This window comes from Woeseia sp. D3-10, assembly GCF_055809415.1.
In genome coordinates, this window is sequence record NZ_JBVVTW010000007.1 from 1,488,988 (window position 1) to 1,504,444 (window position 15,457).

Consider the following 15,457-nt stretch of genomic DNA (forward strand, 5'->3'; position numbering starts at 1 on the left):
TAGATCGTGATTGTTTCAGTTCTGAACTGATCATATTGGTTTTTGCTTTGTGGATGGATTACGCATCCTGTTGCTACCTGGCGGCACTTGACCCTGGTCAGCAACAAGCTCCACGCCGACTAGCGGATCCTGGTCTACGGCGGATCCAGACTGCGAACGGCAAGTCGCTCCGTAGTTGCGGAGAGTTTGTCAGCAATCAGGACAGGCCAGCGCGATGGCTGCGTCCATGAAACGCCCGTCCCTGGAAACGACAGAACCCGCACCAACACCGGGCCCCGCGTGCATCGTCCCAGCATTGGTCAGAATCGCCATCGCAACACCCGACTTCGGCTCGTAGTAGAGCCAGCCTGAGTAGCCGAGTACATCACCGCCGTGTCCAAGCACCTGATGCTCGCCCAAATAACGGCGAAAAACGCCGTAGCCCGTCTCGGCGACAGGCGCGGTATCTTCGGGGCGCGTATCCCGGACTGGCCGGAACGTGGTCAGATCAGCGATAGCTTGCTCAGATAACAAGGTGCCATCGAATACGGCTACCCCGTAACGCGCCAGATCACCAGCGGCGGCGACCATGCCTCCCGCGGCCCATTCAACCGACAGATTGGTTGCGGCCACATTGATGAGTTTGTCATCTACTGCCACGAAGGCCTCATTCAACCCGGCGTCACGACGAAAATCCGGCGTGTTGAAATGATAACGGGTCGCATGACGTCCATCGGGTATCGGCTCAAAGCCTTCGAGGAATATGCTGTCGATGCCGACCGGTCTGCGAATGCGCGATTCAATGACTTCGACGAGGTCCTTACCGCTAACTACTTCGACAACCCGGCCCAACAAAGTGAAGTTGCTGTTCGAATAGCTGTACTCCGTGCCTGGCGCAAACAATGCAGGCTGACCTTTTATGTAGCGCAATGTTTCCGTCTTACCCCACATGTGATCTGGGCTCAGGTCCACTCCGCGGCCTTCGCGTTTCCACGTAGCATCGTCTTCCCAGCTCGGAATACCGCTAGTGTGATTCATAAGCTGACGAATGGAAGCTGTGTCAGCATTCGCGATACCGTCTACTTCGTCACCGAGTATCGAGGCAAGTGATGCGTCGAGATCAAGCCGGTCTTCATCAGCGAGCTGCTGTAGAACCACCGAAGTAAAGGTCTTGGTAATGCTACCAATGCCAAACAGCTGGTCCGGCGTTACTGGCTGCTGGTTCTCGATATCAGACCAGCCGGCAGTTCCCGACCAGACCACGCCGTCTTTGGTAGCCACCGCGGCGGAAACCCCAGGCGCAATCTCGGCGAGTTCTTCAAGCAGCGTTTGCATGCTGTCGCTCGCGTTGGCCGGTACATTGATCGTCTCGTTCGCCGGCGCAGTAGCATCTGCCGAAACATCAGTGTTGGCGGGAGATCGATCGACCTCTCCGCTGCAAGCAGCAGCCATCGTCAAACAGGCCAGCAGCCACGCGCGGCAAAAGCCCGCTGTAATTGGTTTTTTGGGCATGCTCGGCATATATCTCTCCATTGCGTCCGCAACATTTGTACTAATCAATACGGTCCAGGCGCACCCGTCGCGCGCGTTCTGAGGAAATGAACAAGGTAGACGGGCGACCATCGACATCGCGCTGCACAATAACCTCGTGCATTGGCCACTCGCCCTCAAACTGATCGGCAACTGTTGCACGCAAAGTGATCGGTGCTGTCCAGAGGCTCTCTATAGTGAGTTCGCCATCCGTAACCGATAGTGTATACGTGACATCCAGCTCCCGACTTGCGTAGTTGCCAGAGAGAGCTTCGAGGTCCGACGGTGCCGGTTGGCTACGTTCGATTTTCTGATACACGAAGTGTTGACCGTCAACAGGGCTACCGTCGCGCATTTCTATACCCGTGATATTGCCACTCGCATTGCGCACCGCACGGTAGTTCGCGCCGTACAACCGCGACTCGTCACCGAAATCGAAACTGCCATCGTCGCGGAAGACGACGGGTTTCGCTTCGCTGTCGAGCACACGGTAGGTCAATTCGCTATCGTCTTTTTCCAGGACCAGGACGGGGCGATTGTCGTGAATATATTGCCCCTGCAGTTCGGCAACCGTTGATGCGTCGGGCTTGATCGTTGCCGGTAGTGATTTCTTCCAGGCGCCGGGTTCGTAGTCCGGTGTCAAATAGATGGCCGCGATTTCTTCCAGCGGCTTAAGCAGGTTGGTCGGTGAGTTAGCCAGAATTGTTACGGCAAAATCATCGTCAGGGAACACGGCAATGATAGAGCGAAAGCCCGCATCAGCGCCTGAGTGCGAGATGGCGGAATGACCGGCGATCTCACGTTTCTGCAGGGCGAAGCCATAGTTCAGATGCGTGCCATTAGCCAGCTTGCCGGATTCATGCATCCGCGCCAGGGCTTGACCGGAACCCACTTTCGGTTGCAGGTAATTGCCGGCCCATGCCAACAGGTCATCAACCGTCGTGTGCAAACTGGTGGCGCCGACATTGTCGAAGTTCAGCGGCGATCGGTGCCACATACCGTCATCATTCTTCTCATAGGATTGCGCACGATTCGGCAAGACCTCGGTGACGTCATCATAGAAAACGGTATTGGTCATGCCCAGCGGTTCAAAAATGCGCGTAGCGGTAAACTCGCGCAGCGACTGACCTGATACGGCTCCGACGAGCTCGGCCAGGACGGTATAACCGGCATTCGAATACGCGTAGTCGCTGCCGGGCGCAAAATTCAATGCCTGCTGGCGCTTCATCATGGATACGACCTGTCGCTGCCGCAGACGGTTGTCCATTTCGAGACCGCCCAGGACGAACAGCGTCCATTGATCGCGCAGACCGCTTGTGTGGTAGATCAGCTGGCGTGGACTGATCTCTTGACCAAAGTCAGGAACCCAGGGCAGGTTCTCGCGGACATCACCATCCAGATCCAGCTTGCCGTCAGCCTCGAGCAACGCCGCTGAAAACGCAACAAACTGCTTGGATACGCTGGCCACATGGAAAACAGTCGTCGGCGAGATTGCGATATCGTGTTCAAGATGGGCACGTCCGTAACCGGCCGTCTTGACCGCTTCGCCGCGATAATAAACGCCGACCGCGAGGCCTGGCGAGCCGGGTTGTTCGTATTCCGCGAACAACGCGTCGACAGCAGCCGCTTGCGCAGCCATCGGATCCTCGGCCGCAAACGCAACTGCTGGCAGCGTTACCGCTGCCAGCAGAACCACAATTGAACGCGATACAACAATGCTCATAGGCACTTTTTATCTCGCTGGTTATGGAGTGATCAGAAGTGCCTCGTGAGTTTGATTCCGTATGTTCGCGGTGGCAGGAAGTCACCGAGATCAGGATAACCGAATTCATCGGAGCTTGATTTTGACCGCCCTGTAAGAGCAACTTCGTCAAGTACGTTCTTCACGTACAGGTCTGCACGCCACGCCTGATCCAGGCTCTCCCAGACCAGTCGGGCATTCATCCACTGGTATGACGGCACCGTACTGAAGTCGTAATTGTGAATACCGCCTTCACGCTCGCCCATGTAAGACATGTCTGCCCGCCATTGCAACGTACCTCGACTGTCGAGATCGGTCTCGTATTGCAGACCGATGTGCGCCTGCCATTCGGCAGAGTTCGGCAGCCTGTTCCCGGTGATGTCCTGCAGACCATCCACGCCGAGCGAGTCCTGAATGACCAGGCCATCGTATTCGGAATCCTGCCAGGTCAGGGAGGCATCGATCGAGAAGCGATCACTGACCAGTGCCTGACCTTCCATCTCAACGCCACGGATGACGGTGTTCGGAACGTTCTGGATCATGCCACCGGGTGTGAGCACACCCTCGTCCAGCAAGCGAATACGTTCCTGCTTGTCTTCGTAATCGCTGTGGAAAGCCGCAACGTTCAGGCGCATCCGACCATCGAGAAGGTCGCTCTTTAATCCGAGCTCGAAGGCATTGACGTATTCTGGATCGTAGGCACTAAGAATGAAGATGCCGCCTGCTTTATAGCCGGTCGCGTACGACGCGTAGAGCATGGCGTCATCGCTGGCCTGATAATTCAAAGCCGCCCGGTAAGTGAACTGCTCCCAACTGCGATCGACAACCACCGTCTCGAGATCAAGAGTGCCGCCGAAATTGCCGCCGGAAATGGAGAGCTGATCTTTGCTGTCCTTCGTGTATCGACCGCCAATAGCCAGCTCCAGCTTGTCCGAAAAGGCGTATTCGATCTGCCCGTAGACACCCAAAGACTTTACTTCCCAGGAATACGTTTCCTGAAACAAAGACTTCGGTGTGGTCTGGTCGTACAGGTTGGCTACCGTGTTGTCATTGGCAAACTCGGTGAATAGCGGGCTGTCCTGATAATAATAGAAAAGCCCGGCTTGCCCGGATACTGCACCGTCATTCTGGAACAAGAACTGCAATTCCTGGGTGAACGTTTCCATCGGCAAGTCGGTGTAGGTCGTGACACTCAGCACGTCAGAAGCGTCGAGATCGGCCCAACGAGTCGTCTGCGAATCGTTGTAACTGGTCATCGAACGTATTTCCATATCACCCAGTTCCCATATGACGTCCATGGAAATACCGACAGCCTCGTCCTGAGTCTCGCCGGGATTGTTCAGCTTGACCGTGTGCCGGTCCGATACCGTCGGGTTAGTCCCAGCACCATTGATGACGTAGAAATCGGCACTGAAACTCTCGCCCAGTGGCGGGTACTCGTTAAAACGCCGGAACGAAATACTGTTCGTAAAACTGTCGTAGTAATAGGCACTGAACTGAACGGTAACGTCATCAGTCAAGTCGTAGTCGAGCGCCGCGCGTATCGTTGTGTAGTCGGCATTGACGTAGCTCGATGCGCCTCGATTAGACAGATTGCGAACGTAGCCGTCGCGCTTTTCATCGGAAACGCTGAGCCGACCACGCAATCTGTCGCTGAGTGGCCCACTGATCACCGCTTGCACAGCGCGTTTGTCGAAGCTACCAAGGTCCACCGAGAACGCACCTTCGAGATTCTCACTCGGACGCTTCGTAATCACATTGATCGATCCGCCGATGGCGTTACGACCATACAATGTGCCTTGCGGTCCACGCAGCACTTCAACGCGTTCCACATCGAGGAAGTTTCGCGCGAGGATCGCAGTCGATTGCATGTAGTGGCCATCAACGTGCATTGGCACGCCTGGGTCCAGAAGAGCGTTTACCGTGCCAACGCCGCGAATTGTCGCCACGATGTTGGTCCAGCCGTTGCCCGCCTGCTGGCCGAGATTGAGATTGGGTACTGAGAACTGCAGGCCCTCCGGACTGTCAATGCCTCGCAGCTCTAGCGACTCGGAAGACAAAGCCGAAATTGCGATAGGCACCGTTTGCATGCTTTCCGCGCGCTTCTGCGCGGTAACGATGACTTCCTCCAGCGCCGCTGGACTGTTGTCGCTCTGTTGTGCCTGTACGCTGCCTGTGCCAGCAACGACAAGCAACGCAATAGCTGGCAAGGTTGCCGCCATGCGCGGAATATCGGATAGCCGATTGAACATGATGTGTGCCCCCTGAAATGTTAGCGAATCCATTTCATGCGCTGGAGGGTCCAGTGACAAACGACTTGTACTCCCAAGCACCATTAGCTAGGCTAATGCCATGCATCTGAGCCCCTCCCTGATTACCTGGTTGCGCTGCTTCGAGGCCGCGGCCCGCCTCAACAGTTTCACACGCGCAGCCAACGACCTGCACCTGACGCAAAGCGCCGTCAGCCAGCAAGTACGTCACCTTGAGCAGCATCTCGACTCCCGCTTGTTTCACCGACTGCCCGGTCGCCTGGAACTCTCGCACAGCGGCCACCGCCTGTATGCCGAGATTGCCCCGGCTCTGCGGCGGATCGAACAGGCAGTGGAGGAAATTCGCACGCCCGAGGCGCCATTGCACCTCAGCTGCTCTCCGTCATTCGCCAATCGCTGGTTGATGCCGAGGCTGGGGCGTTTTCTGCGCCTGCATCCGGAAATAGATCTGCACCTGCGGGCCGAATTTCATGCGCTCAGCCGGGATAATTTTGTCCGTGAAGGCCTGCACGCGGCCATTCGTTATGATCCATTCAGCTACAGTGACCTCGCCACACACGACCTGATGAGCGAGCACCTCATTCCGGTCGCGTCCAGCGAATTCCTCGAGAAACAGGGGGCAAGACCCGGCACGCTGGAACTCGCCGATGCCACACTATTGCACGACTCCGCCCCCTGGGACGGCGCACCTAGCAATGTCGAGTGGCAAACGATCCTGAGTGCGCTCAACTTTCCGGAGAATACCGCCTATCGGAGCTGCCATTTCAACATGGCCGAACTGGCGCTGGCCTCCGCGCGCTCAGGTGAAGGGATTGCAGCTGCACGACTCACTCTTGCAATAGACGATCTCGAATCGAAGCGACTGGTGCCGGTGGTCGCAGAACCGATAGCAGCCAATTCCCGCTACGTCTTTATCTCCGTAGACAATGACGACCCGCGAGTAGAGTCGGTGCTGGCCTGGCTGAAAGACGAATGCGAACAATTCATGATCCGCCGCAACGCGCTGATGAGCAGCGTAGCGCCGTCCTAGCCAGTGATCAGCCGTCACCGCACGCGGTCGCGGCGCTGCGAGACAGCAACTGTCATGACTCGCACCAGCCGAGGATCGCCACGCGGGAGATCGCCGCATTAGTCTGACTACTTCCGTGAAGAAGTAGAAGTCGTTTGTATGTCCGGGGCCGAACCGCCCAAAGTGCGTCAGTCTGTAAACGTAAGCGACCGCAATGCCCCGAGCCGGAGCGCATTCCGTCTGTCGCATCACTGGATTTGGAATGCACGGAAAACTCCTGACGAAATTGCGAGCCGGAGAAGCAGCCGTCTGGCTGAATTCCGCCAAGGCGGACTCCTTTGACGCACAGGCCGCGCGCGCCGATGTTGCTGCCGCCGAAATACGCTGGCAGCGGTTTGCACCCGCACTGGCGCGACTGTTTGATACCCCGGACGGACGTGGCCGCATCAATTCACCGCTGTCCGAATACCCCGCCTCATTGCCGGCACCGGCTCCCGTATACATCAAGGCGGACCACTCACTGCCCATCACCGCTTGCGTCAAAGCCCGCGGTGGCATCTTCGGACTCCTGTGTGTGATTGAGAAAATTGCACAGGATGCTGGCCTGTTGAAAGACGAGGATACCTACGCATTGCTTGCTGACGAGCCGGCGCGAAATGTACTGGCAGAACATACCGTCGTGGTCGCTAGCACCGGCAATCTGGGCTACAGCATCGGTGTTGCCGCCATTGGTTTCGGCATGCAAGCGGAAGTGCACATGTCCGACGATGCCAAAGAATGGAAAAAGGCACGGCTGCGGGAACTCGGTGCGACCGTCGTCGAACACTCTGGCGACTACACCAGCACCGTCAGCTCAGCCCGCACAAGTGTCGCCGAACGCGAAAATACTCACTTCATCGACGACGAGAATTCCTGGGACTTGTTCGTCGGCTACGCCGGCGCCGGTGAAGAACTTGCACAGCAACTCAGGCAAGCAAACGTCGAAGTTTCTGTCGAACACCCACTTGTTGTGTATCTACCCTGCGGTGTTGGCGGGGCGCCCGGCGGAATAACCTACGGACTGAAGTCCATTTTCGGCGACGCCGTTGTCTGCGTTTTCGTCGAACCCGTCAATTCTGCGTGCGTGTTCGTAGCACTTGCCTGCGACGGTGCGCTCAAATCGGTTTATGACGTCGGGCTCTCCAACAATACGGAAGCCGACGGACTGGCGGTCAGCCGTGCATCAGAACTGGTACTGAATAAAGTAGGTAAGCAGATAGATGCAGTTGTAGCCGTGCCTGACGAGTCAATGCTTGCCTGGGTCGGCAGAGCATGGGGCAATGCAGCCCTGCGACTCGAGCCGTCGGCGACGGCCGGCTTCGCCGCGCTGGAACCGTTCTTACAGGCAATCAGTACAGACCAAACGAGCAACCCTGCACGACCCGCGTTAAAGAACGTTATGCAGGGCACTCACGTGGTCTGGACGACCGGCGGCGACCTCATGCCGGAAGCTATATTCCAGCAGTTCTTATAGAAAAGTCGCCGCCAGTGACGCGCTAGCGTATTCCAGTCGCGATGCCCTGCAAGGTATCTGCCAGTGCCGCACGGCGCTTCTGGGTTGCATCATTGCCATCGCCCTTAACAACTGACTTTGCCAGATCATTAAGTGTCCGCGCGAGGCCGCGATCACTGTCACCACGCTCTTGCACAGCGCTGGCGTTCATCAGCGCTGATTCCAGCTCGCCAGCCAACTCCGCGGGCAGAGAATTACTGCGCTGCAACTGATCCATGTACGCCATTGCAACCACAGGGTTGGCCGGCCAGCTTACCGGGAACTGCTGCTGCGGATTGAAACGCTCGCCCTGATCCGCAAGCGTTGCCGCTGCAATCTCGCTGGCAGACAGGTAGTCACTTGGAGTGAGCGCGAGCACATCCAGACCGCGGGCAATTTCGGTGCCGTAAATCAGACCCTGATACCAATAGGTTGACCAGAAGCCCGCCAGAATCAAGTGTTCTTCATGAACGGGACCACGGTCGAAGTACGCAATCTCAACCGGATTGTCCGAGTCAGTGAAGTCGATCACCGAGAGACCGCCCTGGTACCAGGCCTGGACGAAGATATCGCGACCCGGGACCGGCACGATCGAGCCGTTGTGTGCTACGCAGTTTTCCTGCTCAACCTGCGGTGCGGGCAACTTGTAATGACTGCGGTAGATGAGCTTGCCGTCAACGATGTCGTAAAACGCATCCGCGCCCCAGTCCAGTGGATCGTAAGCTCGGCAACGCGGCCGGCTGCCACCACCCCACTCGTCCGTGAACAACACTTTCGTACCGTCATTGTTGAACGTTGCGGAATGCCAGTAGGCGAAGCCCTTGTCGATAACCACGTCCATGCGTTTCGGTTTCAGCGGATCGGAAATATCAAACAGGATGCCGTTACCGGAGCAGGCACCGGCCGCAATACCGCGTTCGGGGAATACCGTTATATCGTGGCACTGGTCGGTTACGCTGGTTTCCTGCGTATCGTCGCCGTGATCACCACCGCGCCACAAACCGGCCAGTACGCCGCCTTCTTCGTCCGCGAATACAGCCGGGCTATCAACGATGCGGGCTTTCGATGGGTCATCAACAGGGATCTCAATCACATCGATACGAAACAACGCCGTGCGGTCATCGCCGGCTATTTCTCCAATGCACCCTTCCATTTCTTTTTCATCTCGAACAGACGACGTACCGGAGTTATAGACAATGATTTTGCCGTCTTTGCCAGGGCCGGATACCACTGAATGCGTGTGTGAACCGCGGCAGGTCTGCACAGCACCTACTTGCACGGGACGACGAAGATTGCTGATGTCAAAAATACGCAGGCCACGGAAACGCTCATCGCTGACGTCTTCGCTAACTCCCTGCAAGCCGCAATCCATGCGACCGCGCGTTTGTTCTACAGACATAATCAACAGGTCGCCGACGACCGAGACATCGCCCTGCCCACCCGGGCAAACGATTGAACTGTTGAGCTTCGGTATTCCATCTTCGCCGAGGCGGTAGATGTTGTAGCCGTGATAATTACCGGCGACCAGCACGTCACCCGCAAACGCCATATCGGTATTGGAGAAACTCAGCAGTGGTGAGCGGTCACTCCACTCATTGTCTTTGTTGCTCTGGCCATCGTCGTCCGTGCCTTCAGCTACGTCGCCGTCTTTCTTGGGTTTTGGTAGCGGCAGGCCCGCGGGGTTCTTGGGATCGAAAAAACCGGCTGGGCGCGGCAACGAAGCAAGCAGCTCCATGTGCATGATCGCCTCGCCTGCATTATCGAAACCTGCGGAGAGACCGGAACGCGGATCGGGTGAAAGCCCGACGAGCAACGCATTCATGCGTTCGATTTCGGCATTCTGATCATTGGTTACATCCGTTGTGAAATCGAACAACACGGGGTCGTAAGCGGCGCCCGGTTGCAACAGCAGCTCCTCAACCATCTTCACCGCACCTTCGTGATGCGCAATCATCAAGGTCAGAAACAGACGATCAAATTCAGTGCCTTTCGCAGCAGCCAGTTCGGCCATCTGTTGCGGCGATGCCATTCCCGCCATCTTGTGACTGGTGTGCATCGCGTGATGAGCGCTGGGCTCCGGCACGTCCTCACCGCGTTCACGCAACCAGTCCTGCATGAACGACATCTCATCTTCTTGCGACGCATTGATGCGCCCTGCGACATCGACCAGCGTCGGGTTGTTCGTTCGATCCGCCACCAGCGCGGCCATTTGTGTAGCCTGATGATGATGCGGAATCATGTCCTGCATGAACTTCGTATCGGCCGGTGAGTGGCTGGTATTGGCAATCTTGATGGCTTCGTCGGCCGTCAGCTCACGAGCGTTCTGGCCTGGCGCGCCTGGCTGAAAAATGGGTACATCCTGCGCGAAGCTCGTCGTTGCAAGGCCAAGCAAGACGGTAGCTACGACGAAACGAACAGACGGCCTGATCAGGTCTGCGGAGAGTACGTTCAATGGTTTCACTCCTGTACGGGTTCTTATTTTCAGGACCACGGCGACGCGTGATTCAAGGAGCTTACCAGACCCGCTCTGCCCATTCAGACTGGTTTTGGCCTCCTGCTCGACACACGCAGACTCCCTTCCCGGCTCGCCCGTAAGCGGCGGGCCAGGCACGCCATCTCGACCGTCAAAAGCACGGCGCGCCTTCGCGCCAGCAGGTTCTTCGTGATCTGCCAACGGCGCGTTAGACTGAACCATTGAGTTTTGACGGTTGCAGAGGATTGCGCATGGACCAAACCGAACCGCTGGCCCAACTGCTTGCCGACGGCCGTCCGATAGTTCTGGACGGTGGGTTGGCAACAGAACTCGAAGCACAGGGTCACGATATTAGCTCCGCGTTGTGGTCTGCCGCCCTGCTCAGCACGCAGCCCGACGCTGTCGTTGATGCTCACCGTGCGTTTCTCGACGCCGGTGCAGAAATCATCATCAGCGCCAGTTATCAGGCGAGTATTGAAGGATTCACAGCACAGGGGTTTTCGGAAGCCGAAGCCGAGGCATTGATCATTCGTTCCGTGGAGTTGGCCTGCACGGCCCGGAGTCAATTTTGCGACGCCAATCCCGGGCTCGCACGCGTGCCATTGGTAGCAGCGAGCATTGGCCCCTATGGAGCCGCAATGCACGATGGCTCCGAGTACACCGGTGTTTACAAAGTAGACGCCGCCGAATTGCGTTCATTTCACCAGCGCCGTCTCGCACTGCTCGAGCGAACGAATGCCGATCTGCTGGCCTGCGAAACGATCCCCAACGTGCTTGAGGCGGAAACGCTCGCCAGTTTGCTGCAGGAAAGCCGCTTGCCGGCGTGGGTCAGCTTCTGTTGCCGGGACGAGCAAAGCATCAGCGACGGTACGCGATTGCGCGAGGTATGCGCCTTGTTTCGCGATCACCCGCGCGTACTCGCACTGGGCGTGAACTGTACCGCGCCACAGCACGTCGCCTCACTGATCGCAGAGATAAAACAGGCGGCAGCCGCTAAGGCCGTAATCGTTTACCCGAACTCGGGCGAAACCTATCACGTTGAAACCAACTCCTGGTCCGGCGATAACGGCGCGGCAGCCAATGCCGACTACGCACAGCGCTGGTTGCAGGCTGGCGCCACCGGCATCGGCGGCTGCTGCCGGATAGGACCGCAGCACGTTGCTGCCATCCACAACGCCATCGCCAACTGAGGTTCCCGCGCCGATAGCAACCGTCCAGAGTGACAATTAGGCCAATTGGCATTCATGCGCCGCGTTGCCAGCTGCCAATGCGGTATTCCGAACACCCTGCATCGAGCACCCGAAAAATGACGAATAAAATCTCCACCAAACCCATCTTCTTCGATAACAATCCGGCCGAGTTCAGCGAGTACGAGACGCCGTCTGAAAAATGCGTGACCGGTCAACCACTGCAGCGAACCTGGAACCATTTCACGAGCGGTGACGAAAAGTTCTTCGCAGGCATCTGGGAAGCCGAGCCGGGGTGCTGGAAAATCAGCTATACGGAAAACGAATTCTGCCAGATCCTGAGCGGTCGCTCGATTCTGCGGGACCAGCAAGGCAACGCGTATTCACTCAAGGCCGGTGACAATTTTGTTATTCCTGCGGGTTTCGAAGGCGAGTGGGAAGTACTGGAAACCACGCGCAAGACCTATGCCATTTACCAGCCGTGAGGGACACGTAACGGCGACCGGATTTGGTGTCGGCAATAGAGCAACAAACTGTCGTGGTGCATGGCCAGCGTTTTAGTCGAGCACTCTCAAACTGATATCAGCGACTGCGTCGCCGAGCTCGGACGCGCTGGCATCGGTCGAATTGCAAAACGTCACGACCGACAGATCCTTCTCCGGGAAGCGCAGGTAGACACTCGAAAAACCAACCCAGCCACCCGTGTGGCCAATCAGTTTCACACCGTCACGCTCCGCGACAAACAGACCGAACGCGTAAGCGGGATGTTCACCGAAAATCTCGCTGCTTTCGGTTTCGAAGCCGGCCAACGGCGTGGTTGCCAGCTCGATGAGCGAGGGCTCGCCCTTGCCCAGCACGTTGTTTGTCCAGTTTCGATCCCATGCGATGAAGTCGTCGAGCGAAGTGTAGACCCCACCATCGCCGACCCAGCTCAAGTTGGTCATGTACAGTTCGTACTCGCCCGTGCCCTTCTTGCTGTAGCCATCGGCGCGGTTCTTGACCAGCTCATTAACATCGTCGTAGAACAGCGAGTGCGACATGCCGAGTGGTTTGAATATGGTCTTGTCGGCGTAACGGCGAAGGCTCACGCCACTGACTCTCTCCACCACCTGTGACAACAAGAAATACGCCAGGTTGGAATACTCCCAGCGAGTACCCGGCTCCAGGCGCAGCGGGACGTCGCTGACTGCGGCGTAGAATTCCTCAATCGTCCAGTAGTCTTCATTGCCAAAGCGAAACTCGCTGCCATCTGCCTTGAGAAACAAATCAGGATCGTAGTCACCCATGCCTGCTACGTGATGCACCATCTGCCGTACCGTCACCGGCCTGCCATAGTCCCTAAGTTCGGGCAAATACCGGTGCACATCGGCGTCCAGATCCAGCCGCCCTTCCTCGGCTAACAAGGCGACGGCCATCGCCGTGAACTGTTTGGACACCGAGCCGGTACGAAATACCGTTTGCGACGTGACCGGCAGGTCATACTCGAGATTGGCGAGGCCGTAACCTTTCTTCAGAAGGTATTCACCGTGATGAATAACACCCACCGCGCAACCGGGGCGGTTGTTGTCCTCGATATCGGCGAAGACTTTGTCGACCGCCTGTGTCAGCGCACTCTCTGTTGCGTGCACGAAGAATGACAACGGCAGAAGACACGCAGCAACCACAACACCATTGATCCGATGATAGATCTTCAAACCGGCACCCCGTTCTTGTCTGCAAACCGAACGATTATCGTAACCGGTTTGGCGCCGGACGTGGCGATATGGATTGCGATCAGTGGCTGATGACAAAATCTCGTGTACAAACCCGCGGCCTCGCGAACAACCCGAAACCCCGGCTGCTTCTGGCAGCCGGCGCTACCACGGTACAGAACGCCGCCGGACGAACGTCAGTCTGCCAACACCCGCACTCGGCCGATCGTTGTCCCGTCGTTCGGGTGCTGCAACTCGTACTCAAGCACGTTAACCATCAATGTCCCGCCGCTCATGCCGGGCTGCACACCGGTTAGTCGCAACAGAACCTCCAGTTTCACGTTCCCTGTGAAGCGGCCGATCCGGTCGCTGATCAGTTGCGCCTGATCTGCCGGAACTTTCCAGGTTTGTGCCTCGCGGCCGTTGCCAAAGCGCAGCTCCACCTGCTGGCGAAACGCGGTATAGGAGATCACCGAACTGGGCGCCAGCGCACGCACCGTGTACTCACCGTAAGTCGGATCGTAGTCGGAAAGTTTTGCACTGCCGATCGACAAGCGAATCAGGCCAACGTCCGTTACTGACGCCGCGCCAACCTCAAGTTCCTGCCGGATGACGGTCCGCAGTGCTGCTTTCCCGGCAGCCGGCGTTACGCCCAATCGCCTGTCGAGTTCTACCCATGACTCGACAGGTGGTGTGATACCAGCAAGATCGTAGTAGAGGAACACCATCGTCGCATCGTCAGGGTTCACCAGTTCGCGCCCGCGTTGCGCAAGCTGACCTGAACCTTTCGAAGCAGATCGTCCAGCCGATTGCGCCCCATCACTTGCCGATCCCGCAGCCGGGGCGTTACCGGCCGACGCCAGCTCCTGCGATGCGGGAACATCGGTGCCACCACACGCGGCCAGCAACAAGATGCCGCCAACTACAATAAATCTCTTCATGACCTTCTCCTACATGGTGACCTTGTCAGCATTCTTGGCAGCCTCGTCCAACTCTGCCGCGCGTCGTTCCTGCTCCATACGCTCAAGCTGCTGCTCAGTCGTCATCAACAGATCGTAGCCTTGCGCCTGGTTGACGACCCCGACTTCAAGGGTCATGGCAATCTGCGGATTGTCACGCATGGGCCGGATGACAGCGGACAGTGCAAGCCCGCAATCCGGGGACAGATTGACGCCGGTTTCCGGGCGCGATGGTGCGCTGCAGCTGTAGTACATCGGCGAGGTCTCTGTGACCGGGCGGTCCTGAAGGTCGTACGCCCAGTCCAGGAACCAGCCCTGAGCTTCTTCTCGCTTGCGCATGGGTGGCCCGTATTTCTCCACGAGTGCAGCGGCAACCGCCGCGATCGGTGGTGCCTTGCCATCGACATAGGCTTCAATACGAGCAGCGGCGATCACCCGTTCTTCGTTGGGCAAACCCATCGTCGTTACGTACCAGCGCGAGGTACCGCCCAACATATCGGCCGCTCGCTTGTTCATACTGCGGGCCATCGCGTTGTTCTGCATCTCAGCCATGATTTCTTTCGACGTTTTGTTGATCCGGTCTTCGGCGAATACGGCACCGAAGCCCTGACGCAATGTTTGCCCGTAGGTATTGAGCTTGAAGCCGCCGCGCGGGCTGTTGTCGACGATGAGCAACTCGTGGCTGCACAACACAACGTTAACGGCGTCGTCGAAACTCATCCCCGGTCGGACTCCAACAACATCGTCAACCGGTGCCTTGGCGTCGCGCGGCGCACTCTTGGGCCGGGCCGGGCAGCGCAGCTTGCCGCGAGCCTCTTTGGCAATCTCGGCAGCGGTGGCTGCGACCCGGGAGTTTGTGCTGCTGGCAGCTCCCGGGGCTCGGGCTGCGGCTTGCGCCGGGCCCGCCGCGGGTTCGTCGGACGAACCGCAGGCAGCGAACACTGTTACGGCAAACATCAGAGTTAGCAGTTTCAAAATCGGCATGGTGACACCCTCGTCGTTCAAGGCGGCCGGCGATTCGCGTTGCGGTGACCTGCTGCGAACGTGCCGCTCAATTCGTGTTCCGTAGTCCCGCCCGAGCAGGCGT

Annotated in this window: 11 protein-coding genes; 4 read left to right on the forward strand and 7 right to left on the reverse strand. The window is 57.6% G+C overall.

Annotated elements, in window-relative coordinates; all coding sequences use genetic code 11:
• Nucleotides 1–189: 189 nt before the first annotated feature.
• Genes AC0L8N_RS07400 through AC0L8N_RS07410 form a run of 3 tightly spaced genes read right to left on the reverse strand, consistent with a single transcriptional unit; the run spans nt 190 to nt 5,535 of the window.
• Nucleotides 190–1,500, reverse strand: a complete 1,311-nt coding sequence (locus AC0L8N_RS07400) for a serine hydrolase domain-containing protein (protein WP_473666960.1) — start codon at nt 1,498–1,500, stop codon at nt 190–192.
• 31 nt (nt 1,501–1,531) lie between these two features.
• The gene (locus AC0L8N_RS07405) at nt 1,532–3,232 is read right to left on the reverse strand and encodes a serine hydrolase domain-containing protein (RefSeq protein ID WP_473666961.1); all 1,701 of its coding nucleotides are present in this window, start codon (nt 3,230–3,232) and stop codon (nt 1,532–1,534) included.
• 32 nt (nt 3,233–3,264) lie between these two features.
• A complete protein-coding gene (locus tag AC0L8N_RS07410) occupies nt 3,265–5,535 on the reverse strand; it encodes a TonB-dependent receptor (protein ID WP_473666962.1) in 2,271 nt (756 codons plus the stop codon).
• 67 nt (nt 5,536–5,602) lie between these two features.
• On the opposite strand from AC0L8N_RS07410, the gene AC0L8N_RS07415 reads away from it, so the two are divergent.
• Nucleotides 5,603–6,550 (forward strand): LysR substrate-binding domain-containing protein, encoded by a 948-nt coding sequence (locus AC0L8N_RS07415; RefSeq protein ID WP_473666963.1) that lies wholly within the window; start codon nt 5,603–5,605, stop codon nt 6,548–6,550.
• Nucleotides 6,551–6,791: 241 nt separating this feature from the next.
• A complete protein-coding gene (locus AC0L8N_RS07420; protein ID WP_473666964.1) occupies nt 6,792–8,042 on the forward strand; it encodes a D-serine ammonia-lyase in 1,251 nt (416 codons plus the stop codon).
• Nucleotides 8,043–8,064: 22 nt separating this feature from the next.
• Here the strand turns inward: AC0L8N_RS07420 and AC0L8N_RS07425 are convergent, their stop codons facing one another.
• On the reverse strand, nt 8,065–10,512 hold the full coding sequence (locus tag AC0L8N_RS07425) for a DUF305 domain-containing protein (protein ID WP_473666965.1): 2,448 nt from the start codon (nt 10,510–10,512) through the stop codon (nt 8,065–8,067).
• A 272-nt stretch (nt 10,513–10,784) separates the two neighbouring features.
• Between AC0L8N_RS07425 and mmuM the strand changes: the two genes are divergently transcribed.
• Nucleotides 10,785–11,723 (forward strand): homocysteine S-methyltransferase, encoded by a 939-nt coding sequence (mmuM, locus tag AC0L8N_RS07430; protein ID WP_473666966.1) that lies wholly within the window; start codon nt 10,785–10,787, stop codon nt 11,721–11,723.
• A gap of 116 nt (nt 11,724–11,839) precedes the next feature.
• Nucleotides 11,840–12,205, forward strand: coding sequence for a cupin domain-containing protein (locus tag AC0L8N_RS07435; RefSeq protein ID WP_473666967.1), 366 nt, complete (start codon nt 11,840–11,842; stop codon nt 12,203–12,205).
• A 72-nt stretch (nt 12,206–12,277) separates the two neighbouring features.
• On the opposite strand, the gene AC0L8N_RS07440 is transcribed toward AC0L8N_RS07435, so the two are convergent.
• The 3 genes from AC0L8N_RS07440 to AC0L8N_RS07450 form a co-directional block, all read right to left on the reverse strand.
• The gene (locus tag AC0L8N_RS07440) at nt 12,278–13,414 is read right to left on the reverse strand and encodes a serine hydrolase domain-containing protein (RefSeq protein WP_473666968.1); all 1,137 of its coding nucleotides are present in this window, start codon (nt 13,412–13,414) and stop codon (nt 12,278–12,280) included.
• A gap of 194 nt (nt 13,415–13,608) precedes the next feature.
• Nucleotides 13,609–14,352: a hypothetical protein gene (locus tag AC0L8N_RS07445; protein ID WP_473666969.1), complete on the reverse strand. Its 744-nt coding sequence runs from the start codon at nt 14,350–14,352 to the stop codon at nt 13,609–13,611.
• 9 nt (nt 14,353–14,361) lie between these two features.
• Nucleotides 14,362–15,354 carry a hypothetical protein gene (locus AC0L8N_RS07450; RefSeq protein ID WP_473666970.1) on the reverse strand — a complete coding sequence of 331 codons (993 nt, stop codon included), beginning with the start codon at nt 15,352–15,354 and terminating at the stop codon, nt 14,362–14,364.
• Between the last annotated feature and the right edge of the window lie 103 nt (nt 15,355–15,457).

What these genes read in the sequence shown, in the direction of transcription:
- AC0L8N_RS07400 (WP_473666960.1), bottom strand. Translation starts at nt 1,500, where the DNA reads ATGCCGAGCATGCCCAAAAAACCAATTACAGCGGGCTTTTGCCGCGCG.
- AC0L8N_RS07405 (WP_473666961.1), bottom strand. Translation starts at nt 3,232, where the DNA reads ATGAGCATTGTTGTATCGCGTTCAATTGTGGTTCTGCTGGCAGCGGTA.
- AC0L8N_RS07410 (WP_473666962.1), bottom strand. Translation starts at nt 5,535, where the DNA reads ATGGATTCGCTAACATTTCAGGGGGCACACATCATGTTCAATCGGCTA.
- AC0L8N_RS07415 (WP_473666963.1), top strand. Translation starts at nt 5,603, where the DNA reads ATGCATCTGAGCCCCTCCCTGATTACCTGGTTGCGCTGCTTCGAGGCC.
- AC0L8N_RS07420 (WP_473666964.1), top strand. Translation starts at nt 6,792, where the DNA reads ATGCACGGAAAACTCCTGACGAAATTGCGAGCCGGAGAAGCAGCCGTC.
- mmuM (WP_473666966.1), top strand. Translation starts at nt 10,785, where the DNA reads ATGGACCAAACCGAACCGCTGGCCCAACTGCTTGCCGACGGCCGTCCG.
- AC0L8N_RS07435 (WP_473666967.1), top strand. Translation starts at nt 11,840, where the DNA reads ATGACGAATAAAATCTCCACCAAACCCATCTTCTTCGATAACAATCCG.
- AC0L8N_RS07445 (WP_473666969.1), bottom strand. Translation starts at nt 14,352, where the DNA reads ATGAAGAGATTTATTGTAGTTGGCGGCATCTTGTTGCTGGCCGCGTGT.
- AC0L8N_RS07450 (WP_473666970.1), bottom strand. Translation starts at nt 15,354, where the DNA reads ATGCCGATTTTGAAACTGCTAACTCTGATGTTTGCCGTAACAGTGTTC.